Annotated in this window: 20 protein-coding genes; 7 read left to right on the top strand and 13 right to left on the bottom strand. The window is 59.6% G+C overall.

Going from position 1 to position 21,000, the window contains the following annotated elements; all coding sequences use genetic code 11:
* The first annotated feature begins 9 nt into the window (after positions 1 to 9).
* The 7 genes from CFter6_RS22585 (at position 10) to hslU (ending at position 8,664) form a co-directional block, all read left to right on the top strand.
* Positions 10 to 1,065 carry a CobW family GTP-binding protein gene (locus tag CFter6_RS22585; protein WP_061541808.1) on the top strand — a complete coding sequence of 352 codons (1,056 nt, stop codon included), beginning with the start codon at positions 10 to 12 and terminating at the stop codon, positions 1,063 to 1,065.
* Between the two features lie 628 nt (positions 1,066 to 1,693).
* Entirely contained in the window at positions 1,694 to 2,098 is a 405-nt protein-coding gene (gene dksA, locus CFter6_RS26850; RefSeq protein ID WP_041743743.1) for an RNA polymerase-binding protein DksA, read from the top strand.
* Positions 2,099 to 2,211: 113 nt separating this feature from the next.
* The gene (locus CFter6_RS22595; RefSeq protein ID WP_236904451.1) at positions 2,212 to 2,595 is read left to right on the top strand and encodes a hypothetical protein; all 384 of its coding nucleotides are present in this window, start codon (positions 2,212 to 2,214) and stop codon (positions 2,593 to 2,595) included.
* 152 nt (positions 2,596 to 2,747) lie between these two features.
* Positions 2,748 to 4,769, top strand: coding sequence for a TonB-dependent receptor (locus tag CFter6_RS22600; protein ID WP_061541810.1), 2,022 nt, complete (start codon positions 2,748 to 2,750; stop codon positions 4,767 to 4,769).
* A 397-nt stretch (positions 4,770 to 5,166) separates the two neighbouring features.
* On the top strand, positions 5,167 to 6,546 hold the full coding sequence (locus CFter6_RS22605) for an STAS domain-containing protein (RefSeq protein WP_061541811.1): 1,380 nt from the start codon (positions 5,167 to 5,169) through the stop codon (positions 6,544 to 6,546).
* 202 nt (positions 6,547 to 6,748) lie between these two features.
* Positions 6,749 to 7,285, top strand: coding sequence for an ATP-dependent protease subunit HslV (hslV, locus tag CFter6_RS22610; RefSeq protein ID WP_041743744.1), 537 nt, complete (start codon positions 6,749 to 6,751; stop codon positions 7,283 to 7,285).
* Positions 7,286 to 7,296: 11 nt separating this feature from the next.
* Positions 7,297 to 8,664 (top strand): ATP-dependent protease ATPase subunit HslU, encoded by a 1,368-nt coding sequence (hslU, locus tag CFter6_RS22615; protein WP_061541812.1) that lies wholly within the window; start codon positions 7,297 to 7,299, stop codon positions 8,662 to 8,664.
* Positions 8,665 to 8,731: 67 nt separating this feature from the next.
* On the opposite strand, the gene CFter6_RS22620 is transcribed toward hslU, so the two are convergent.
* From CFter6_RS22620 to CFter6_RS22680, 13 genes are all read right to left on the bottom strand, one after another.
* The gene (locus CFter6_RS22620; RefSeq protein ID WP_150118840.1) at positions 8,732 to 9,199 is read right to left on the bottom strand and encodes an Ig-like domain-containing protein; all 468 of its coding nucleotides are present in this window, start codon (positions 9,197 to 9,199) and stop codon (positions 8,732 to 8,734) included.
* Between the two features lie 13 nt (positions 9,200 to 9,212).
* Complete coding sequence (locus tag CFter6_RS25810; RefSeq protein ID WP_150118841.1) at positions 9,213 to 10,115, bottom strand: hypothetical protein; 903 nt, start codon at positions 10,113 to 10,115, stop codon at positions 9,213 to 9,215.
* An 82-nt stretch (positions 10,116 to 10,197) separates the two neighbouring features.
* Entirely contained in the window at positions 10,198 to 10,758 is a 561-nt protein-coding gene (locus CFter6_RS22630; RefSeq protein ID WP_061541815.1) for a type II secretion system protein N, read from the bottom strand.
* Positions 10,759 to 10,776: 18 nt separating this feature from the next.
* Positions 10,777 to 11,997 (bottom strand): type II secretion system inner membrane protein GspF, encoded by a 1,221-nt coding sequence (gspF, locus tag CFter6_RS22635; RefSeq protein WP_061541816.1) that lies wholly within the window; start codon positions 11,995 to 11,997, stop codon positions 10,777 to 10,779.
* A gap of 31 nt (positions 11,998 to 12,028) precedes the next feature.
* Entirely contained in the window at positions 12,029 to 13,480 is a 1,452-nt protein-coding gene (gene gspE, locus CFter6_RS22640; protein ID WP_205631418.1) for a type II secretion system ATPase GspE, read from the bottom strand.
* Complete coding sequence (gene gspD / locus CFter6_RS22645; RefSeq protein ID WP_061541817.1) at positions 13,477 to 15,771, bottom strand: type II secretion system secretin GspD; 2,295 nt, start codon at positions 15,769 to 15,771, stop codon at positions 13,477 to 13,479. The genes gspE and gspD overlap by 4 nt, the downstream gene beginning before the upstream one ends.
* Positions 15,768 to 16,547: a type II secretion system protein N gene (locus CFter6_RS22650; RefSeq protein ID WP_061542529.1), complete on the bottom strand. Its 780-nt coding sequence runs from the start codon at positions 16,545 to 16,547 to the stop codon at positions 15,768 to 15,770. Before CFter6_RS22650 ends, gspD begins: the two co-directional genes overlap by 4 nt.
* A gap of 66 nt (positions 16,548 to 16,613) precedes the next feature.
* Positions 16,614 to 17,165, bottom strand: a complete 552-nt coding sequence (gspM, locus tag CFter6_RS22655; protein ID WP_061541818.1) for a type II secretion system protein GspM — start codon at positions 17,163 to 17,165, stop codon at positions 16,614 to 16,616.
* Positions 17,165 to 18,448: a type II secretion system protein GspL gene (gene gspL, locus CFter6_RS22660; RefSeq protein ID WP_236904452.1), complete on the bottom strand. Its 1,284-nt coding sequence runs from the start codon at positions 18,446 to 18,448 to the stop codon at positions 17,165 to 17,167. The genes gspM and gspL overlap by 1 nt, the downstream gene beginning before the upstream one ends.
* A 14-nt stretch (positions 18,449 to 18,462) precedes the next feature.
* Positions 18,463 to 19,440: a type II secretion system minor pseudopilin GspK gene (gene gspK / locus CFter6_RS22665; protein ID WP_236904453.1), complete on the bottom strand. Its 978-nt coding sequence runs from the start codon at positions 19,438 to 19,440 to the stop codon at positions 18,463 to 18,465.
* Positions 19,437 to 20,117 (bottom strand): PulJ/GspJ family protein, encoded by a 681-nt coding sequence (locus CFter6_RS22670; RefSeq protein ID WP_061541820.1) that lies wholly within the window; start codon positions 20,115 to 20,117, stop codon positions 19,437 to 19,439. The genes gspK and CFter6_RS22670 overlap by 4 nt, the downstream gene beginning before the upstream one ends.
* Positions 20,107 to 20,499: a type II secretion system minor pseudopilin GspI gene (gene gspI / locus CFter6_RS22675; RefSeq protein WP_061541821.1), complete on the bottom strand. Its 393-nt coding sequence runs from the start codon at positions 20,497 to 20,499 to the stop codon at positions 20,107 to 20,109. The genes CFter6_RS22670 and gspI overlap by 11 nt, the downstream gene beginning before the upstream one ends.
* Positions 20,500 to 20,997 (bottom strand): GspH/FimT family protein, encoded by a 498-nt coding sequence (locus tag CFter6_RS22680; protein ID WP_061542531.1) that lies wholly within the window; start codon positions 20,995 to 20,997, stop codon positions 20,500 to 20,502.
* Between the last annotated feature and the right edge of the window lie 3 nt (positions 20,998 to 21,000).

Raw genomic sequence — 21,000 nt, forward strand, 5'->3', positions numbered from 1 at the left:
GATCCCGTCATGGCACTTATCCCCACCACTATCCTGACCGGCTTTCTCGGCGCCGGCAAAACCACTTTGCTCAACCGCATCCTGCAACAGCAGCACGGCCATAAAATCGCCGTGATTGAAAATGAGTTCGGCCAGGAAAATATCGACAATGAAATCCTGGTGCAAGACAGCACCGAACAAATCGTCGAAATGAACAACGGCTGCATCTGCTGCACGGTGCGCGGCGACCTGATCGTCGCCCTGACCACGCTGGCGCGCCGCCGCGCCGCCGGCGAACTGAACTTCGACCGGGTAATTATCGAAACCACCGGCATGGCCAACCCGGGGCCGGTAGCGCAAACCTTCTTTGTCGACGACGAAGTGGCGATGCACTTCATGCTGGATGCAATCGTCACCGTGGTCGATGCCAAACACGCGATGATGCAGCTTGACCAGCAGGAAGAAGCGCAGCGCCAGGTCGGTTTCGCCGACAAGCTGCTGCTCTCCAAAACCGACCTGGTGGCGGCGCAAGAGGTGACCGCCCTGACCAGCCGTCTCAAGCGCATCAATCCGCGCGCGCCGATCATTACCCTTGATCCGCAGCACACGCCGATAGAAGAAATCCTGGATATCCGCGGTTTCAACCTCAACGCCAAGCTGGAAATCGATCCTGACTTTTTGGCAACAGAAGAAGAACATGCCCACGAACATAGCGGCGACGATTGCGACCACCCCTCCCACCAGCACGAAGGGCATGGCCACCACGACCATCACCACGCGCACCACGATGATGAAATCGCGGCTTTTGTTTTCAAAAGTGAAAGACCTTTCGATACTGCTCGCCTGGATGAATTCCTGGGCGGCCTGGTGCAAGTCTACGGACCGCGCATGTTGCGCTACAAAGGCGTATTGTTGATGGATGGCGCCGACCGCAAGGTGGTGTTCCAGGGAGTACACCAGATCATGGGCAGCGACGTTGGCGGCAAATGGGACGCAAATGAGACACGCGGCAGCAAAATGGTCTTCATTGGCAAGAATCTGCCGAAAGACATCTTTATTCGCGGTTTGGAGCAATGTTTGGTATAAACTATGGCAGTTTTGCGCTGGGAAATCACTGGATAGCGGGCCAATCACACCATTGCTTGGCCGCTGATTAAGGGAGAGGACCATGAACCTGACCGTTAAAAAGACCGTTGCCAAGAAGGCACCGGCCTCGCTAGGCAAATCGACGCCGAAAGCCGGGCAGGCTGGAGCTCCCGCCAGCAGTAAAGTTAAAAGCGCAGCCAAGAGCACCGTGGCAGGCATTGCTAAAGGCACGGCAAAAAGCACGGCCAGCAGCGCAAAAGTAGCTGAAAAATCAGCAAAACTCTCCGCCAAGGCGCCGCGGAAGACCGAGCCCCCTGTTGCCACCGCAAGCAAGGCTGTGTCCAAAGTCGCCAAACCCGATCCCAAACCTGTTGTAAAATCCCTAGCCAAGAAAACGGCGATTGCCAAGTCATCCTCCTCCACGGTGGCGGCAGACAAGGCAGCGCGCAATACCCAGGCCAGTAGTTCTGTAACAAAGAAACTGAGTTCCCCAACGGCCAGATCCGGCGCCAGCAGCACCAGCAACAAGCCCGCAAGCGCCGGATTAACGGATAAAATTGAAAAAAACGTCGTATCGAAAGCAAGCGAAGTGGCTACTAAAACAACCAAACCAACATCTGATTCCATTCTGTTGACCGAAGAGCAAATCCTCAAGATGGGCGAAAAGGACTACATGAATGAAGCGCAACTGGCTTTCTTCAAGGCGCGTTTGCAGCAGTTAGAAATCGACCTGCTCAAGAACGCCGGAGAAACCACGGAACATTTGCGCGAAACCGTCCTGGTGCCGGATCCTGCGGACCGCGCCACCATCGAAGAAGAACATGCGCTGGAATTACGCACCCGTGACCGTGAACGCAAGCTGCTGAAGAAGGTGCAGCAATCGATCGCATCGATTGACGCCGGCGAATACGGCTGGTGCGAAGAAACCGGCGAACCGATCGGCATTCCTCGTTTGCTGGCGCGTCCGACTGCGACCCTGTCGCTGGAAGCGCAACAACGTCGCGAACTGAAACAAAAGCTTTACGGCGATTGATTTCCGGAGCGGTCCGGCAGCGGGAAAACACCAGCCAGAGCAACGGCCTTGCTTCCCCTGCCTGACCGCTGTCGCTTTTCCTGCTGCCGTGTCCCGCTTATCCGGATTCCTTGATGTCAGTCCAAGCCCTCAGTTCGAGACGACTCCAGCACGCCGCCGCGGCGCCGATGCTGGCGCTTGTGCTGATATGCGCGATCCTGTTCTCGCAATGGCTGGGACTGACGCATAGCATCGTCCATGCTGCCTGGGAAAACAAGCAGGCGACCAGCCTGACGCACATCACATCGGTGATTGAACGCGTCATCGAAGGCGGCGGCAAAGCGCATCACTCTTGCGCCGCGTTCGACGACGCCACCCTTGCCGCAACCATCTACTCGGTGCCCCTGAATCTGCCGCCGCTGCCCGGCAAGCACCTGCTGGCCTTGTGGCAGGCATTCGCTTCCTGGGATGCTCCGTTCACCTGCCATTTCTCATCACGCGCACCACCCCGCTCCTGACAGGACGCAGTCAACCGCTTTGCTCATCGCGAAGTATCGAATCATTTATCGCCGTCGTCCGGATCATGCGAACCATGCATGACTGATCGCGCTCTTGCGCGCATTCCACATTGCTCCGGAAAGCGACGGCCATTACCTGTCTAGGAATCATCATGCTTGTCCAACGTACGCTGTTATCCAGTGCGGTCCTGTCCGCGCTGGCCGTTCTATCGTCTGCCGCATCAGCCCAGACCGACACCGCCGAACCGGCCAAGACCTTGCCGCCCATCGTGGTCAGCGCCAGCCCGCTCAATGCCAACGTCGACACCCAGATCCTGGCCCCGGCCAAGGTATTGTTCGGCGAAGAACTTCGCAACAAGACCGGCGCCTCGCTGGGCGACACCCTGTCGCAGGAACTCGGCGTGTCTGCCTCCGGTTTCGGCGCCGGCGCTTCCCGCCCCATCATCCGCGGCATGGAAGGTCCGCGCGTCAAGATCCTGCAAAACGGCATGTCGGTGGCCGACGTCTCCAGCCTGTCCAACGACCACGCGGTAGCCACCGAAGCCGCGACGGCGCGCCAGATTGAAATCCTGCGCGGCCCGGCCGCATTATTGTATGGTTCCGGCGCGATCGGCGGCCTGGTCAACGTCGTCAACGACCGTATCCCTACCGAACTGCAAAAGGGCGTCAGCGGCGAAGCCGAGGCCCGCTACAGCAGCGGCGACAATGGCCGCAGCACGTCCCTGGTGCTGGACGGCTCTGCCGGCCCGATAGGCATGCACCTGGACGGCAACTGGCGCGACACCGGCAACTACAAGATCCCGGAACACGCTACCCGCAACGACGCCGATTCGGCATCAGGCCGCCTGCCGAATTCGTTTACCCATGAAACCGGGGTCGGCGCCGGCGCCTCCTACATCGCATCCTGGGGTTACATCGGCGCCTCGGTAGCAACGCTGGATGACCACTACGGCATCCCTACCGCGGAAAAATCCTTCATCGACCTGCACCAGACCCGTTACGACATCGCCGGCCAGATCGACGACCCGCTGGCCGGTTTCGAAAAACTGACATTCAAGCTGGGCCACACCGACTATACCCATACCGAGAAACAGGAAAACGGCACACCGAATACGATCTTTTCCAACAAGTCGACCGAAAGCCGGTGGGAGCTCGCGCACAAGCCTATGGCCGGCTGGCATGGCACTTTCGGCATGCAAACCGAAGACACGCGCTTCTCGGCCCTGGCTGCCGAAAGCGGATTGCCGGACACAGTGCCGCGCACCAAGTCGACTTCGATCGCCGCCTTCCTGGTGGAGGAACGCAACTTCGGCCCGGTGCTGGCCAGCGCCGGCCTGCGCCTTGAATCGGTCAAGCGCCGTCCTGATGCCGACTCAGGTTTCGCCGACCGTAAATTCAACCTGGCGTCCTATTCGGTCGGCGCCTTGTGGAGCTTCATGCCAGGATACGGCTTCGGCCCGACGGTTTCGATCGCACAGCGCGCACCGGCTGCCGAGGAACTGTATTCCAACGGCCCGCACGAATCGACTGCCACTTTCGATATCGGCGACCCCACCTTGAAAAAAGAAACCTCGCGCAATATCGAACTGACCCTGCAAAAAACCAGCGGACTGATCCGCTGGAAAGCCAACCTGTTCCAGAATCACGTCAGCAATTACGTGTTTGGCCGTAACGCCGGCACCGTTGACGAGAGCGGCGCGCCTGATGCGGACGGCGAGTTCACCGAACGCTTCTGGTCGCAGGCGGACGCCACCATCCGCGGCGCCGAAGCGGAAATCAGCTACAACCTGCGCGGCGAAGGTTTTTCGGTACGCGGCTTTGCCGATACCTCGCGCGGCAGGCTGGATAACATGGGTAACCTGCCGCTGCAGCCGGCCAGCCGCTATGGCGTCGATCTCGGTTATGCGCAAGGTGCATGGCGCAGCGGCCTCACCATCCTGCGCGCGCAACAGCAGGACCGGCTGGCGACCTTTGAAAACAGCGAGACGCCGGGCTACACCAAGATCGATGCCAATCTTTCTTATACCCAGCACGTCGGTTCGCTGCAGCTCACCTGGTTCGCCTTGGCCAAAAACCTGTTGAACCAGGATATCCGCCTGGCAACCTCGGTGCTGAAAGATGTCGCGCCGCAGCCTGGACGCAGCTTCATCCTTGGCGTGCGCACCAAGTTCTAAGCTGGAAAAAAACGGGATTGCGAGGCCAGCAAAACTTCAGGCAGCAAACTGCCGCGCAGTCCCGGCTTGCACCGAAAGCCGTAGATAGAATGATCGTTCTCATCATTCGATATTCAAAAAACATAACATATTTATGTCGCAACTTAGGGGGTCCAGACATACTTCCTGAGTTGCTTTGTGTTACCTTTAGCAGTATCGATTGATCGTGCTTTTTTAGCCTGGCAATGGGCAAAAGCGGGAACAGTCTCAAAACAAAAATGTAGCCATGAACATAGCAGGCGCCATGGCAAATGCGATGATAAAAACGCAATGCGCGGAATCTGCGCCGGAACAGGCGCGCCACTCCGCTACATATAAAATCGCAGCTTTGATAGCAACTTACTTTCGGGATTAACACGTGGGGATTTTCTCGCTCTTCGGCAAAAATAATCGTCCAAACGGCGCACCGCCGGAGGATGACAAGGTACCAGCCGCAGCAGACAATCAAGCGCCAGTTCTGTTTGGCGAAAGCCATGAGCGACTGAGCAATTCGACCACGCTGCGCGATGGTTCTGCACGCAGCACCACGACCATGAAGATCGATGCGATCGAATCTGAAATGTCGTCCGAGTTCGTCCATCTGCCGCCCTCTCCCAAGCCGACCGGTCCAGACAGCGTGGCGCCGGTCACGCTTACCCATGGCAACACCACCCAGCTGACGCTGCCGGTGATGAGCAGGACCACCGAATACCTGGACGACCAGTCGCGCAGCGGCAGCATCGAAGTGTCGGTGTCCGATACCCCCGAAGTCATTGAAGAGGCGGCAGTACTGTTCGCCAGCGACCAGAGCGACATCGCCGAAGCGCTCCTGCTAAGCGCGATTGCGGAAAACAATCTCGGCTCATCCACCCACATCGTCTGGTGGATGCTGCTGGATCTGTACCAGATCACCGGCAAGCAGCAGGAATTCGACAATCTCTCGGTCGACTTCGCCAACAAGTTTGAAACTTCGCCGCCCACCTGGATCGACATCATGACCCTCGATCCGCAAGCCAAAACCCAGGAAAAAGCAGGCGCCCCGCCGGCCGTGGCCTTCTCCGGCAAACTCGACGCCAATATCGGCAAGCAGCTGGAACGCGCGCAAAAACTGAGCGCCACCCATCCGGCCGTGCGCCTGGAGTTTACCCGGGTCAGCTCGGTCGACCCGATCGGCTGCGGCCTGCTGCTGCGCATGTTGAAAAAACTGCAAAAATCCGGACTGGACCTGATCCTGGTCGGCGCCGATGAACTGGCCGACAAGATCCGCGAGATCCTGCTGGTCGGACGGCGCGACGAAACCGCCGCGCCATGGCTGCTGCTGCTGGAGATCCTGCATCTGCTCAACCTGGAACAGGCCTACGAAGACGCCAGCATAGATTATTCGATTACGTTTGAAGTCTCGCCGCCGCCGTTTGTCGCCCCCCACTCCAAGATCATCACGGCGGCCGAGGACAATACCCAGAGCGTAAGCCTCAACGGCAATAACAGCCTGCTCATGCCGGTACTGATCGAAGGTCGCACCGAAGAGCTGCTGACCAAGATCCAGACCCACGCCATCGCCCACAGTCCTGCGATCATCGATTGCTCGCGCCTGGTCAGGGTCGACTTCAGCGCAGCCGGCGAGCTGCTCAACGGGCTGTCATTACTCACCAGCAACGGCAATGCAATCGAGTTCCACAGCGTCAACCACCTGGTGACCGCCCTGTTCAAGGTGGTCGGCATACAGGAAATCGTGCGCGTAGTGCCGCGCAAAAATTAAGTTTTTGACAAAGCCCACCTCCAGCAGTCATAAAAACAACGCTAAATCCACGTAATTCAGCGCTTGTAATCAGACCGGCCGTCCCCATTTTTTTGGGACAGTATCGATTTGTCATTCGATAGCGAATCACATGCAGTCCCGGCGCCTTGCGCCCTGCATGCGCGGCCAGGCTACCCCGGCCGCATTTTCTGAGGCTAGCAAAATGGAACAATTTCACGGCACCACCATCCTCTCGGTACGGCGCGGCAACAGCGTTGCGCTGGGCGGGGATGGCCAGGTCACACTCGGCAACGTCGTCATGAAGGGCACCGCCCGCAAAGTCCGCAAGTTATATCAAGGCAAGGTACTGGTCGGTTTCGCCGGCGGCACCGCCGATGCATTCACCTTGCTCGACCTGTTCGAAGCAAAACTGGAAAAGCACCAAGGCAACCTGATGCGGGCCTCGGTCGACCTGGCCAAGGAATGGCGCACCGACCGCATGCTGCGCCGGCTGGAAGCGATGCTGCTGACCGCCGACCGCGAAACCACGCTGGTGATCACCGGCAACGGCGATGTGCTGGAACCCACCGATGGCATCGGCGCGATCGGCTCAGGCGGCACTTTCGCCCAGTCGGCCGCCAAGGCGCTGCAGGAAAACACCGAGCTGTCGCCGGCCGATATCGTCAAGAAATCGCTGGTCATCGCCGGCGAGCTCTGCATCTACACCAACCAGTCGCACATCATCGAAACTCTCGATTAAGACCCAACACCATGAACATGACTCCGCAAGAAATCGTTTCAGAACTGGATAAACATGTAGTCGGCCAGGATCGCGCCAAGCGCGCGGTGGCAATCGCCTTGCGTAACCGCTGGCGCCGGCAGCAGATCGCCGAACCGCTGCGCCACGAAATCACGCCCAAGAATATCCTGATGATCGGCCCTACCGGCGTCGGCAAGACCGAGATCGCACGGCGCCTGGCCAAGCTGGCCGACGCGCCTTTCATCAAGATCGAAGCCACCAAGTTTACCGAAGTCGGTTACGTCGGGCGCGACGTCGACACCATCATCCGCGACCTGATCGACATCGGCATCAAGCAAACCCGCGAAGCGGAAATGCGCAAGGTCCGGACACGCGCGGAAGATGCCGCCGAAGACCGGGTGATCGACATTCTGGTGCCGCCAGCGCGTGATTTCGGCTTCCATCCCGAGCAGAGTTCAGGCGACGGCGAAAACGCCGGCGGTCAGGGTAACGACAAGGGCAGCAATACCCGCCAGACTTTCCGCAAGCGGCTGCGCGAAGGCGCGCTCGATGACAAGGAAATCGAGATCGAATTGTCGGAAGCAGCATCGCAAATGGAAATCATGGCGCCGCCCGGCATGGAAGAAATGACCGAACAGATCAAGTCCATGTTTTCCGGCATCGGCAGCAACCGCAAGAAGAACCGCAAGATCAAGATCAAGGATGCAATGAAGGTCCTGATCGAAGAAGAAGCCGCCAAGCTGGTCAACGAAGATGAACTGAAGCAGAAAGCGATCAGCAACGTTGAGCAGAACGGCATCGTGTTCCTGGATGAGATCGACAAGATCGCCACCCGTTCGCAGAACAGCGGCGGCGCCGATGTCTCGCGTGCCGGCGTGCAGCGCGACTTGCTGCCGCTGGTCGAAGGCACTACCGTCAACACCAAATACGGCATGATCAAGACCGATCACATCCTGTTCATCGCTTCCGGCGCTTTCCACCTGGCCAAACCGTCGGATCTGATTCCGGAACTGCAAGGCCGCTTCCCGATCCGGGTCGAGCTCGATTCCTTGTCGATCAGCGATTTCGAAAGGATCATGACCGGCACCGACGCCTGCCTGACCAAGCAGTATGAAGCGCTGCTGGCGACCGAAGGCGTGACGCTCGAGTTCGCCAAGGAAGGCGTGCAGCGGCTGGCGGAAATCGCTTTCTCGGTCAACGAAAAGACCGAGAATATCGGCGCTCGCCGGCTGTACACAGTGATGGAAAAACTGCTGGAAGAAATCTCGTTTTCGGCGACCAACGCCACCGAGAAAACCATGGTGATCGACGCTGCTTATGTCGATGAGCGTCTGGGGGCCTTGGTAGTGAACGAAGATTTGTCGCGTTACGTTCTGTAAATGGCAGCGTTGCCACCGCGTTCAATCTCGGTGGCAACGCCTGTCAACATGACCGGTAAATCCCCCTCTACTGATCTGGATCTATATCAAAATATACATAATTAAAGCCAGATTTTTCAGGCGTGTTATACAGCACTAACAACTGCCCAATCGTTACCCCTGAATTATCAGAAAGCGCAGTGACCAGACCATCATTACTTACTGAGAACACGTCTCTACCAACCACATCATAAAACATTGCAGGGTTCGCAGTGACGTCGCTTCTCATGCCGCTGGATTCAATCATCTCAACCGTAAGTTGTACGCTTTGTCCTTTCGTAAGCGGAATTAAGCTTTTATCAAAGGCGGCTCGCAGTTCCTGTTCCGTTAGTGTCGATGATAATTTTTCTAATTCCCGTTCACCTGCAACTGCTTGACCATTGATACTAACTTGCAACTCGACATTTGGGGCATCGCCCTCATAACCCCCGATAGCAGCGCCAAATGTACTGGAAACGGTAAAACAAAATATAAAAACAATCGGAATCCGCATCATGTGAATCCTCCCATTATTTTTCAACAACGTTCTGTACATCATTCTGCTGGATACAATTTCGCCTCACATTATTGCGATTTTTTGCCACAATTAAATTTGCTACTGCCGCTTCAAGAGCATTATTCTGCTCCGAAATGCATTCATTAATATAACCACCCACCTCATCCCAATCAGGTAACACGCCACATCCATTCGTATTCAATGCGCCTTGAAGATCTTGCTTAATATGATAGTCGGCCATCCATTTCTCACAGGAACGTTTACGAACATAGCGCGGCAGTAGATTATTTTGCTGGCGACATTCCTCAATTACCTCATTCCACTTCCCAGATTTATCAAGAAATGGTTGCACAAAAGCCGGCACAACCTTGGTCAGCCATGTCTTATCTTTCATTTGAGGACGGTTGCCGCAAGAATATTTGGCGACACAGCGCTGATTGATCACAAAGCCATTGGTTGGATCGTTTGGCGGTTGCGGAATTTTATCCAGCTCTTCCACCATCGCATAGCACGCGTCATTTGGCCTCATATAGAATACGCGCACCGTATCTGATGCCTCGCACTGAGGAAGTGGCCACGGCTTATGTAGCCAGCCTATCAACTCAAAATTGTTGCTCCCTTCCCATAGTGTTGTAGTAACGGGATAATGGAAATACTCCATTTCATCGGCAAATTCGATAACGGAACCATAGCCGTCATGAAGGATACCGACTTGTATCCATCCGTCACGGATGGACGGGCTACTGGATGCCGTACTGTTGACGGTTTCAACCCGCAAGACATCATTGGTACGGACAATACTGTTATCGGCCGGTGACGTTAAATGAAGTTGAAGACTGCATGATTGTGCGCTGGCAGAAGAACACCACCCTGTCACTACGAATACCGCTATCCACCATGGAAAAATATGATGCACGCCACACTCCCGTCAAGACTGTCGGAAACAGTCTAAAACGAGGATGTTTTTTATGATATTGGGGTTTTCTTAATTTACGATTCTATTTGTCCTGCACCGGCACCGCCGGCTGTTCCGGCGGCAGATCCTGGTTAGGCGCCTGCTGCATCATCTGGGCCGGCACTGGCGAAGCGCCGCCCAGTCCCGCGCCGTTCAGTCCCGACTTGGTGCGCGCATCTTCCGGCAGCATCACACGCTTCAGGACGCCGCCCTCTGATAACAAGACGTAGGTTGCGTGCACTTCCTTGACGCTGGTTCCCGGCAGCAGCTCCTTGCCCTGCCGCACCGCCTGCGCCGGCTTGCCGTCGGCGCTCAGGATCGCCACGCTCTCGCCGTCTTTTTTCGCCGCCACCACGCCCAGCAGCTGGTAGTTGCTGGCGACCGTCACCGTGCCGCGGCCGCCAAACAAGCCTGCCGCCAGGGAAACATCGATCTGCGCCTGTTCCGCCTGCGGCGGCGCCGTCACTGCACGCAGCTGCGGCTTGACCAGTTGCATCACCCAGTATGCCGTGCAAGCGCACAGCAGCATGAACAGCAGCAGGCTGAGGAGTTCCGGCAGGCGCTTGCTTTGGCGGCCGAGTTTTTTTGTTATTTGCAGTTTCACGCTTTTCCTAACCTTGTCCTAACGCACCAACTGGTTGATTTCAATAATCGGCATCAGCACCGCCAGCACGATCAACAGCACCACCACCCCCATCGCCAGGATCAGGGCCGGTTCCAGCAAGCCGGCGATAGTCATGGCGCGCCGCTCCAGGTCCTGCTCCTGGGCGCTGGCGGCACGCTCCAGCATGGCGGGCAATTCGCCGGTCACTTCGCCGGCCCGTATCATGTGGATCAGCATCGGCGGAAAATGCTTATGCGCAGCCAATGCGCGCGCCAGGCCCACCCCCTCGCGCACGCTGGTGGCGGCGGTATCGACCTGCTGCCGCATGGCGACGTTGGACAGCGTATCGCGGCTGGTTTGCAGCGCTTTCAGGATCGGCACGCCGGAGCCGGTGGTAATCGCCAGCGTACTGGCAAACCGCGCGGTATTCAGGCTGCGCTCGAATTTTCCATACAGCGGCGCATTCAGCAGCCAGGTATGCCAGCGCATCTTGGTCGCCGGGTTTTTCAGCGCCATGCGCCAGCTATAGAACAGCGCGATCACCACGATCAGGACTATCCAGCCATAGTTGCGGACAAAGTCCGAAGTGGCCAGCATCATCACCGTCAGCATCGGCAGTTTCTGCTTGGTGTTGGCGAACACCGAAACGATCTGCGGCACCACGTAGGTCAACAGGAAAATCACGATCACAAAGGCCACCACAGTCACGATCGCCGGATAGGTAAACGCCAGTTTCACCTTCTGCACCAGCGAATTGCGGCGCTCGATATAATCGGCCAGCCGCGACAGCACACGCGACAACTGGCCGATCTGCTCCCCCGAAGCAACCAGCGCCCGGTAGATTTCGGCGAAATCGCGCGGATGGCCGGCCAGCGCGGAAGACAAGGAAGCGCCGCCCATGACCTCGGACCGGATCGATGCGATCAGGTCGCGCTGGTAGCTGCGCTCGGCCTGTTCCAGCAACGCCGTCAGGGCCTGCTCCAATGGCAGGCTGGCTTCCAGCAGGCTGGCCAGCTGACGCGTAAACAAGGCGATCTCCACCGTCGACAGATGCTCGCCAAAGCCGCGCCGTTTCAGGTTGCCGGCAGCATCCACCTGCTGCGCGATCGCTTCTACCGTCAGCGGCAGCAACCCCTGGGCGCGCAGATCGGCGCGCGCCATCTTGGCGCTGTCCGCATTCACCACGCCCTTGGTGGTGCTGCCGGCGGTATCTACCGCTTCGTAACGAAATGCTGGCACTCTGTTCCTCTGCTCTTCGCTGGTTTCTCAGTCATTCTTTGGTGACCCGCAGCAGCTCGGCCTGGGTCGTGATGCCTTCGGTCAGCCAGCGTTCGCCATCCTGGCGCATGGTGCGCATGCCATTGCGCTGCGCCACCTGCTGGATCTCTGCTTCCGACGCCCGGTTATGGATCTGCGCGGTAATTTCATCGGTAGTCAGCAACAACTCGTAGACGCCGACCCGGCCGTGATAGCCGGTATGGCCGCATTGCTCGCAGCCGACCGCATGCCACAGCTGGCCGTCGTGGCGACGGCAATGGGTGCACAGTTTGCGCACCAGGCGTTGCGCCACCACTCCCAGCAGGGAAGACGACAGCAGGAAGGGTTCGATCCCCATGTCCAGCAAACGCGTCACCGCGGCGGCGGAATCGTTGGTGTGCAAGGTGGCCAGCACCAGATGGCCGGTCAGCGAGGCCTGCACCGCGATCTGCGCGGTTTCCAGGTCGCGGATTTCACCGATCATGATGACATCCGGATCCTGCCGCAAGATCGCCCGCAAGGCTTTGGCGAACGTCATGTCGATGCGCGCATTGACCTGGGTCTGGCCGACACCGGCCAGTTCGTACTCGATCGGATCTTCTACCGTCAGGATATTGGTGCTGCTGGTATTCAGGCGCGACAATGCCGCGTACAGCGTGGTGGTCTTGCCCGAACCGGTCGGCCCGGTGACCAGCACGATGCCGTGCGGCTGCGCGATCAGGCGGTCGAACTGCGGCAGGACCGCCGGACTCATGCCCAGGTGCTGCAAATCGAGCCGGCCGGCTTCCTTGTCCAGCAGGCGCAGCACGGCGCGTTCGCCGTGGCCGGTCGGCAAGGTCGACACCCGCACATCCACCGGCTTGCCGCCGACGCGCAAGGTAATGCGGCCATCCTGCGGCAGGCGTTTTTCGGCGATGTCGAGCTGCGCCATGATCTTGATACGGGAAATCAGCGAGGCATGGACCGCTTTTTTCGGCCGCACCACGTCGCGCAGGCTGCCATCGATGCGAAAACGCACTACCGATATCTGCTCGAACGGTTCGATGTGGATATCCGAAGCGCCTTCGCGCAGCGCTTGCGTCAACAGCACGTTGATCATGCGGATCACCGGCGCATCGTCGGACGATTCCAGCAAGTCCTCGATGGCCGGCATGTCTTGCATCAGCTTGGCGAGATCGAGATCGGATTCGAATTCGTCGACCACTTGCGCGGCATCGCCGCCGGCGCCGGCATAGGCCCTGGCGATCGCCTCGTCGAGCTGTTCGCGCGACAGCGTGCGGAACCTGACGCGGCCGAAACGGCGGCTGGCTTCAGCGATCGCACTAGGCTTGGTTGCCTCGGAAATCCATAACTCGACCGCGTTGTCGGCGCCGTTGGCATCCTCGGTACGCTGCGCCAGCAATGAAAAATCGCGGGCGAAGGCGTAGGGCAGCAGGCGTGTATCGGTCATCCTGGGATCGCTCATGGCGTTCTGTCATTCAAGAAGCCCGGAGCAGGCGTAGCCGCGGGTTTCGGCGGCTGCAGCGAAGGCTGCTCGGGAGCAGGCTGATGTCCGTCCGGCGCATCCTGCTGCTTGCGCAGGTCGATGAACGGACCGCCGTCTTCCAGCTTGGACGTCACCGACGAGCCGAAATCGGTCAGGACACTTTTGTTCGGCTGCACCTTGATCTGCTGCTTGCGCATGTAATCGTAGCGATCCACGGCCAGCAGGTTGCTGGTCTCTTTGTCGCGCACGATGATCGGACGCAGGAATATCATCAGGTTGGTTTTCTCGCGGGAACCGGACTGGTATTTGAAGAGATTGCCGATAAACGGCAAATCGCCCAGCAGCGGGACTTTTTGCACGCCGCTCTGGTTGTTATCGCCAATCAAACCACCCAATGCAATAATTTCGCCGTCATCAATCACGACATTCGTATCCAGGGAACGCTTGGTCGTCGTCGGGCCATTGGTATTACCGGCGGTGCCGGCAACGACTGCCGACACTTCTTGCGAAATTTCCAGGCGAACCGTGCCGCCTTCCGAAATATGCGGCTTGATCTTCAGTGCCGTGCCGACGTCCTTGCGGTCAATAGTGGTGAACGGGCTGCTGGTGCCGGCTCCTGTGGTCAAGGTAGAACCCGTAACAAAAGGCACGTTCTGGCCAACGATGATCTTTGCTTCCTCGTTATCCAGGGTCAGCAAATTCGGCATCGACAGTACATTGCTGCCGGTAGTCGAATTCAAGGCGCTGGCTAAAGCACCCAGGCCGATCTTGCCGGCGATCTGGCGAAATATGCCTAGCTGTAAACCGCTGCCGACCGTTGGTACCGACGCAGTGGTGCCGGTATTAACCGCCTGGCCGATAGCCGTGTTGAACAAGTTACCACTAGTAATACCAGTATTGGTCCCGGTAAAACCGGTGCCGCCGCCGATCCGGTAATTGCTGTTCGAATCCCCGCTCAACGCCAGCCACTGCACACCAATCTCGCTCGCCGCGCTATCTGTAACCTCGACAATCAAGGCTTCCACATAAACCTGGGCACGGCGCGTATCGAGCTGGTCGATCACGCCGCGCATATTGCGGTAGACCGGTTCGCTGGCAGTGATGATAAGGGTGTTGGTGGAGTCGTCCGCCTGGATAAAGCCGGCGGCGCCGCTACCGCTGCCGCCGGAAGACTGGGACGAGCTATCGGAAGATGGCGACGACGGTGTCGACGGCGAAGTGGAATTATTATTCGATCCGAGCGCGCTGCTGCTGTTGGAGCCCTGCAGCATGCCGCCGGAACCGCTGCTGCTGGAACTCTTGGCCTGACTGACATTCGACATCGACGTATCCTGCGACACAATCGCGCGCAAGGTCTTGGCCAGTTTCACGGCATCGGCATTTTTCAGGTAAACCACATGCACGTTGCCGGCGTTGGCGGTCGGCTGGTCGAGCTTGGCGATCAGCGACTTGGCCAGGTTGGCGCGGCCGGCGGACGGCGCCCGGACGATCACCGAATTGGTCCTGGAATCGGCCATGATCATGGTGCGGGCGCTATCGCTGGCGCCAGGCGCGGCCGAGCCGGAATCGAGCAGCTTGCTGGCCATCACGGCGATATCGCTGGCCACCGCGTAGCGCACCGGAATCACGTCCAGGTCATTGACCGCCGGCACATCGAGGGCGGCGATCATTTTCCCCAGGCGCTGCAGGTTTTCCGCGTAATCGGTCACCACCAGCGTGTTGTTGCCCGGATTGGCGTTGATCGTGTTGTTGGGCGAAATCAGCGGCCGCAGCACCGGCAGGATATTGGTTGCCGATTCATAGTTCAGCGAAAAAATCTGGGTGGCGATCTGGTCGCCGCGGACGCTGGCCGGGCGCGTTGGCGCTACCTGCAGCTTGGCGTCGGCTTCCGGCACCACTTTCACAAAACCATCGCCGCGCACCACCGCATAACCTTGCAGGCGCAGGGTCGAGGCCAGCAGATCGAAAGCCTGGGTTTTGCTCAGCGGTTTTTCCGACACCAGGTTGATGCTGCCCTTGACGCGCGGATCAACGATGAACGTCGTATTGGTGTACTGGCCGACAGCCTTGATCACCGACTCGATGTCGGCGCCGACGAAATTCATCACGGCCTGGCCGCTCACGCCTTCGGCGGTTGTTCCGGCGGTTCCCAGCACCGGCTGTGCCACGGAGGTGCCGGCAGCAGTAGCACAAGTCAGCAGGGCGATGGCGGCGGCGCTGCGCCAGTTGCTTGTACTTGAAAGTAGTGCGAAATACATTTTATCTTTCATGATTTGAACTCTAGTCCGATAACGTTTCTGCCATTCACCTGGCGCCGCTGCCCCAATAAACTGAGCAAGGTCGCCAACTTTTCCTCTTGTCCTGCCGCAGCTTCCGCGCTACCCGAAAACTGAAAATGTCCATCTTGCAGTTTGCCGCTGCCGTTCAGCAGCATCGCCCCGCCCAAGGTCGATAGCGTCAGTCCCGCCTGCCGCCCCTGCCAGTCAAAGCGCAAGCGATAACTGCCGAGCGGCTTGACCGGCGACAAACGCGACGCCATCGCCAGCAAATCCAGCGTCATCACGCCATTGACATCCACCCTGCCGCTGCCCGCCAACGCCACTGTCAGCGGCTGCCAGCCCAGCTGCATCTTGCCCGACGGCTGCAAAGTGTTCAAGGGCGCACCCAGCGCCGCCAACCGCTCGGCCGGCAAAACCATGCTGGCCGGGCTGATGTTCCATGCGCTCCAGCTGCCGCGGATGCTGACCGCCGTCGACAGCACTTGTGCATTTTCCAATGTCGCCTCGACCCGCCCCAGCAATACCAGCGGCGACAGGTGCCAGGCGAAACGCCCCGGCAACAAAGCCGTCACGGCATCCTTGCCGCTAGGCGCAGCGCCGATAAAGGCCGAACCATGCCACAAGGAACCTTGCGCATCGCCCAGCGTCAGCCTGCCCCCGGTGCGGCTTTCCAGCAGCGGCGCCAGCCACGCGGCCGGCAAAAAAACCGATATCGTGACCAGTGCGCTCAGCAGCGCCACCGCTGCCCACATCAATATTCTGCCCAGGCCGCGCATCAAATTCCCTGGAACCGGAATGACGACGCTGGCGCTGGTCCTGTTCGTTTGCCGCCATTACTCATGCTTTTGCTGCCACAAGGTGACCGTGGCGTTGACGATGCCCGGCTGCGCATTCGCTCCCGTGGCCGCGCTGATGTTGGCGTCCACTACTTGCCAATGCGCGTTCTTTTGCGCATCGTCGAGCCAGTCGAGCAGGCCGGCGAACGCCACCGCCGATAACTGCACCTTGGCCATGTCGCCGCTCAGCGCCACGCTCTGCGGATTCAAACCCTTGCTTTTTAATGCGGTCTCAACCGCCTCCTTGCTGAGCGGCGCAGCCGGCCGCTCGGCCGCCTGGCCGGACAAGGACAACGCCTTGGCCGTCAGCGACTGCAGTTCGGCGGCTTGCTGGCGCAGCGCCGGCAAGTCTTTCTGCAGGCGAGCGCGTCCGCTCAGCGCCGGATCCAGCAGCAGCAGGTAAATCACGGCGACCAGGATCAGCGCCCCGGCCCCGGCCAGCAGCCGGCGTTCGCGCTGGTTCCTTTGCGCCCAATACTGGCTTGCAGGAGTGCTGATTTTTTCCCAGGCTTGCTGTAGCGGATTCGAATTACTGGTGCTGGTCGACATTACTTGCGGCTCCCGATCTGCCATACGCCGGTAGCCGGCTTGCTCAGCGTTAATTGATTGCTCTCCAGCGCGCCCTTGACCTGCGCTTCCGCCGCATCTGCATCGGCCGCATTTTTCAAGCGCACCAGCAGATGATGATCGCGATACTCGACGCTGCTGATCGCTGCGATGTCCGCGCTTTGCGGCGAACCGGCCCAGGTTGCGCCGAATATGGACGCCAGGGCAAGAAAATCGTCGGCTGCAAGCTGGCCGCCGTCGCGCTGCGCGGCAGCGATCTTTTGCCTGGTCTGGGCGATCGGATCGACGATCACGGTTTCTTTCGGATAGGCCGCGCGGTAGCTCTGCATCATGCCGCTGCGCAGGCTGGCGGCTTCGCGCCGCATGCGCAGCCAGTCGTAATTCAGGCTGACGATATTCACCAGCAGCACGGCTGCCGCCAATCCCAGCGGCCAGCGCCAGCGGCGCCAGCTGAACTCGGTGCCGGCGGCGCTGGCGGTCAGGCCGCTCATCAAATCGATACCGCTGCGTGCCAGCTCCTGGACGCCTGCTATCCATTGCGACCAGTCGTCAGGCTGCACCGTAATATGCGACTGATCGAATTCCTGGTATTGCGCCAGGCTCGATTGCGGCACATACAAGGTGATTGGGTGCTGCGGCGAGATCGCCATCATGCTTTCCAGCACATCCTGCGCCACCGATTGTCCCGACGCCGGCGACATGGACCAGCCCAAGCCTTGCTCTGCCGATATCCGCAGAGCGACGTCGATATCACCGCCGTGGTCGGTAACGGCGGCGACCGCCGTATCCGGATCGCGCAGGGGCAGGCACAGCTGCGCCGGCCATGCTTGCAGGTTATGCGCGCCCAGCGCCAGCAAGGTCTTGACCAGCAGTTCCAGCCAGTCCCTCTGCACCACGGCGATCAGGCGCAAATTATCGACGGCGCGGCCGGCAACGCTGCTGCGCTTGCGGCCGGCGACGATCACGCAATCAAAGGGGTCAACCAGCAGTTGTTCTTCCACCAGGTTCGGCAGCGCCATTTTCAGCTTGGCGTCGGATAGCGGCGGCACCTGCAGTTGCAGCAGGTTGACGTCGGCCGCGGCCAGCAGCAGCACCACGCGGGTGGCGCCCGCGATCACTTCAGCCAGGCCGGACAGCTGCTCGGCGCCCTGGCGTTCGATGCGGCCGCTGTCGGCCGCCAGCGCATAGCGGCAATCGGGCATGGCTACCGCCGCCGCGCTGTCAAGCGTGGCTTTGGCGGGCAAGCGGATATATAAGGTACTCAAAACGCATCTTCCATTTATTGTTCTCTAATCCACACTATGTTGCTGCCGGCTCGGTTATTGGTCGGACGCTGTATCAAGGATACGGTATTGAGGCCCGCCCGCCCCATTCGAATCTTGCCGTACACCAAAAAAAAGTTGCTGGCGACTGCCACATTGGTGTTCGCCGAAAAGGGTTTCCCAAACAAGTTTGACATTTGTGTCGACAAATTCGTCGTATCGAGAAACGGCGCGGTACGGCGGGCGGCTACCAGCGTATTCGCCTCCGACAGCGACAAATCGGCGAAACGGGCCGCCAGCACCTCCGCCGGCGCGGTATTTGCGTTGATCGGCATGGCGGCGCCGGCCAGGGGCAGAACCACGACAAAGTCTTGCAATTGCTTCACCATGGCCGGGGTATAACCAGGCACCGACAGCAGGTCGTCCACCTGCAGCAAGGGCAAAGCACTGCTGTCCGACTTGGCTGCGGTCTGCTGCCCGGCAGGATTGGTGATCGGCTGGCTTTTGGCGATGGCTTGCGCGGTGGCGGTAGCCAGCGTGGTCGGCAGATGGAGGTAGCCCAGCAGGCGCTTGTACACCGCCACCTCGTCGGCGACCGGATTGCCGTTCTGGCTCAGGTTGTTCAGGTTGTAACGCGACTGCGCATCGATGATGCTGCCGGAGAGGACGGCGTCGCCCGCATCGCCTGCCGGCTGACCGTCTTCCACGTATTGGTCGAGACGGGTGTCGGCCAGCGGCGCGGCCCACGGCTGGCCGAGGTGGTCATAGTTGAACTGGCGGCCGCTGGCGCGCAAGATCATGCTGGCCCAATCCAGGGCGCCGCGCATGATCCAGTCTTTCTGCAGCTGCAGGCGCTGGTTCTCGATCGAACGCACTTGCACCTGCTGCTGCCAGAACAGGCTGGCGACGATGGTCACCGCCAGCGTCGTCAGCAGCAAGGCGGTCACTACCGCGACGCCACGCTGCGCATATGACATGTGCGGCGCCCTGCTCATGAGGCCCCCAGCAGGAAGGTCTTGGCCATGGTGCTGCTGTTACCGTCGCTGTGGCCGCGCAGCTGCAAGGCTACCTGCAGGCCGGTCCAGCGATTGGCGTTGAGGTTGGCGCTGTCCTGGCTGCCGGTGCTGGCGGCAGCGGCAGACGGGCGCCAGCCCTGGCCGTCGCTGCCCCACAATTGCATCTGCATGTCGGCGATATCGGACTGCAGCAGCACGGCCTGGCCGTTGTTGCCAGTATCGCCGGCATCGTTAAGGGCGCCCTGCCACATGGTGTCGAGCTGGTTCAGGTCGCGCGTGGGCGCCGATTCCTGGCGTGTCAGCCGGCCGTCGCGCAAACGGTAGTCGATGACCTGGACGCGGGTCGGCTGCTGGTCGGCAAACACCAGCCGCACCATCAGCAAGCGCCCCGGTTGCGCCAGCAAGGTGGGCCGCGCCGACATCAGGCTGAGCGGCGCGATCTGGGCGCAATCGCTTTGCAACTGGGCAAACGTCAGCTGCATGCCGCGCGTCTGTTCCATTTCGGTGGTGAGTGAAACCCGCGACCGCACAATGCCGTCCAGTCCGCGCCAGCCGAGTATCGCCACCATCGCCAGTATGGTGATGGCAATAATCATTTCGACCAGGGTGAAACCGGACGAGCCGTTTCTGCTGCGAACTTTGCTGCTAACGCGCATTCGGCACCACCTGCGACAGGTTGATGATGCGCCGGTCCGAACTGGCGTTGGCGAACACCGCTACCTCGACCCGCCGGAAATACGGGTTCGGCGTGCCGGATACCTTTTCTTCGCAACGCAGCGGCAAATCGCCTTGCGGACAATCGAAGGAACGGTTGCCGATGGAAGGCCATTCATGGCCGAGACGGATCTGGGTCAGCCGGTTTTCCGCCGACCAGTTCGCCATCATGGCGGCGCGCAAGCCGCTGCTGTTCTGCGTCAGGCTGCCGACCGCACGCAGGCTGGCGCCCAGCGAAGTACCGACGATGACCAGCGCCACCAGCACTTCCAGCAAGGTAAAACCTGCATCATGGCGATGGGAGAGCGGCTTCGGTGTAAACATTTATTCGACCGCAAAATGACCGACGCCGTCGGCGCGGATGACAACGCTGCTGTCGCCGCTGGCCATGGTCAGTGCAAACGGCTTGTCGACCGGCTCGCGGCCGAAGATGATGCGCAGCGTATCCGGCGCGGAAGCTTCGGTCGGCGCTGGACTCATGGACAACTGCATGGGCGTGCGCTTGAAATCGCGCTGGCGCAGCATGTCGTCCTGGGTCAGCGCCTGCCAGCCGTTTTCTTCGCGCACCAGGAAACGGTAGCTGCTGGCGTCGGCTTCAAAAGCAGTGGGACGATTGCGCAAGATGGCTTCTTCGCGCGTCAGCTGCAGCAGCAAGGCGATGCGCTGCGCATCGTTCTGCATCACCTGCCGATCGCTGCGGAAAGCGTTAAGTGAGACGGCGCCCAGCGTGATGCCGGCAATCACCACCACTACCAGCAGCTCCAGCAGGGTAAAACCCTGGAGCCGGCCGGCTCTGACCTGGCGCAGATTGCGATGCGCCATTGC

The organism is Collimonas fungivorans (assembly GCF_001584145.1).
Classification (GTDB): domain Bacteria; phylum Pseudomonadota; class Gammaproteobacteria; order Burkholderiales; family Burkholderiaceae_D; genus Collimonas; species Collimonas fungivorans.

Coding starts and splice junctions, on each gene's coding strand:
- CFter6_RS22585 (WP_061541808.1), top strand. CDS start 10: ATGGCACTTATCCCCACCACTATCCTGACCGGCTTTCTCGGCGCCGGC.
- CFter6_RS22595 (WP_236904451.1), top strand. CDS start 2,212: ATGTCAGTCCAAGCCCTCAGTTCGAGACGACTCCAGCACGCCGCCGCG.
- CFter6_RS22600 (WP_061541810.1), top strand. CDS start 2,748: ATGCTTGTCCAACGTACGCTGTTATCCAGTGCGGTCCTGTCCGCGCTG.
- hslV (WP_041743744.1), top strand. CDS start 6,749: ATGGAACAATTTCACGGCACCACCATCCTCTCGGTACGGCGCGGCAAC.
- hslU (WP_061541812.1), top strand. CDS start 7,297: ATGAACATGACTCCGCAAGAAATCGTTTCAGAACTGGATAAACATGTA.
- CFter6_RS22620 (WP_150118840.1), bottom strand. CDS start 9,199: ATGATGCGGATTCCGATTGTTTTTATATTTTGTTTTACCGTTTCCAGT.
- gspE (WP_205631418.1), bottom strand. CDS start 13,480: ATGAGCGATCCCAGGATGACCGATACACGCCTGCTGCCCTACGCCTTC.
- gspD (WP_061541817.1), bottom strand. CDS start 15,771: ATGAAAGATAAAATGTATTTCGCACTACTTTCAAGTACAAGCAACTGG.
- gspM (WP_061541818.1), bottom strand. CDS start 17,165: ATGTCGACCAGCACCAGTAATTCGAATCCGCTACAGCAAGCCTGGGAA.
- gspK (WP_236904453.1), bottom strand. CDS start 19,440: ATGAGCAGGGCGCCGCACATGTCATATGCGCAGCGTGGCGTCGCGGTA.
- CFter6_RS22670 (WP_061541820.1), bottom strand. CDS start 20,117: ATGCGCGTTAGCAGCAAAGTTCGCAGCAGAAACGGCTCGTCCGGTTTC.
- gspI (WP_061541821.1), bottom strand. CDS start 20,499: ATGTTTACACCGAAGCCGCTCTCCCATCGCCATGATGCAGGTTTTACC.
- CFter6_RS22680 (WP_061542531.1), bottom strand. CDS start 20,997: ATGGCGCATCGCAATCTGCGCCAGGTCAGAGCCGGCCGGCTCCAGGGT.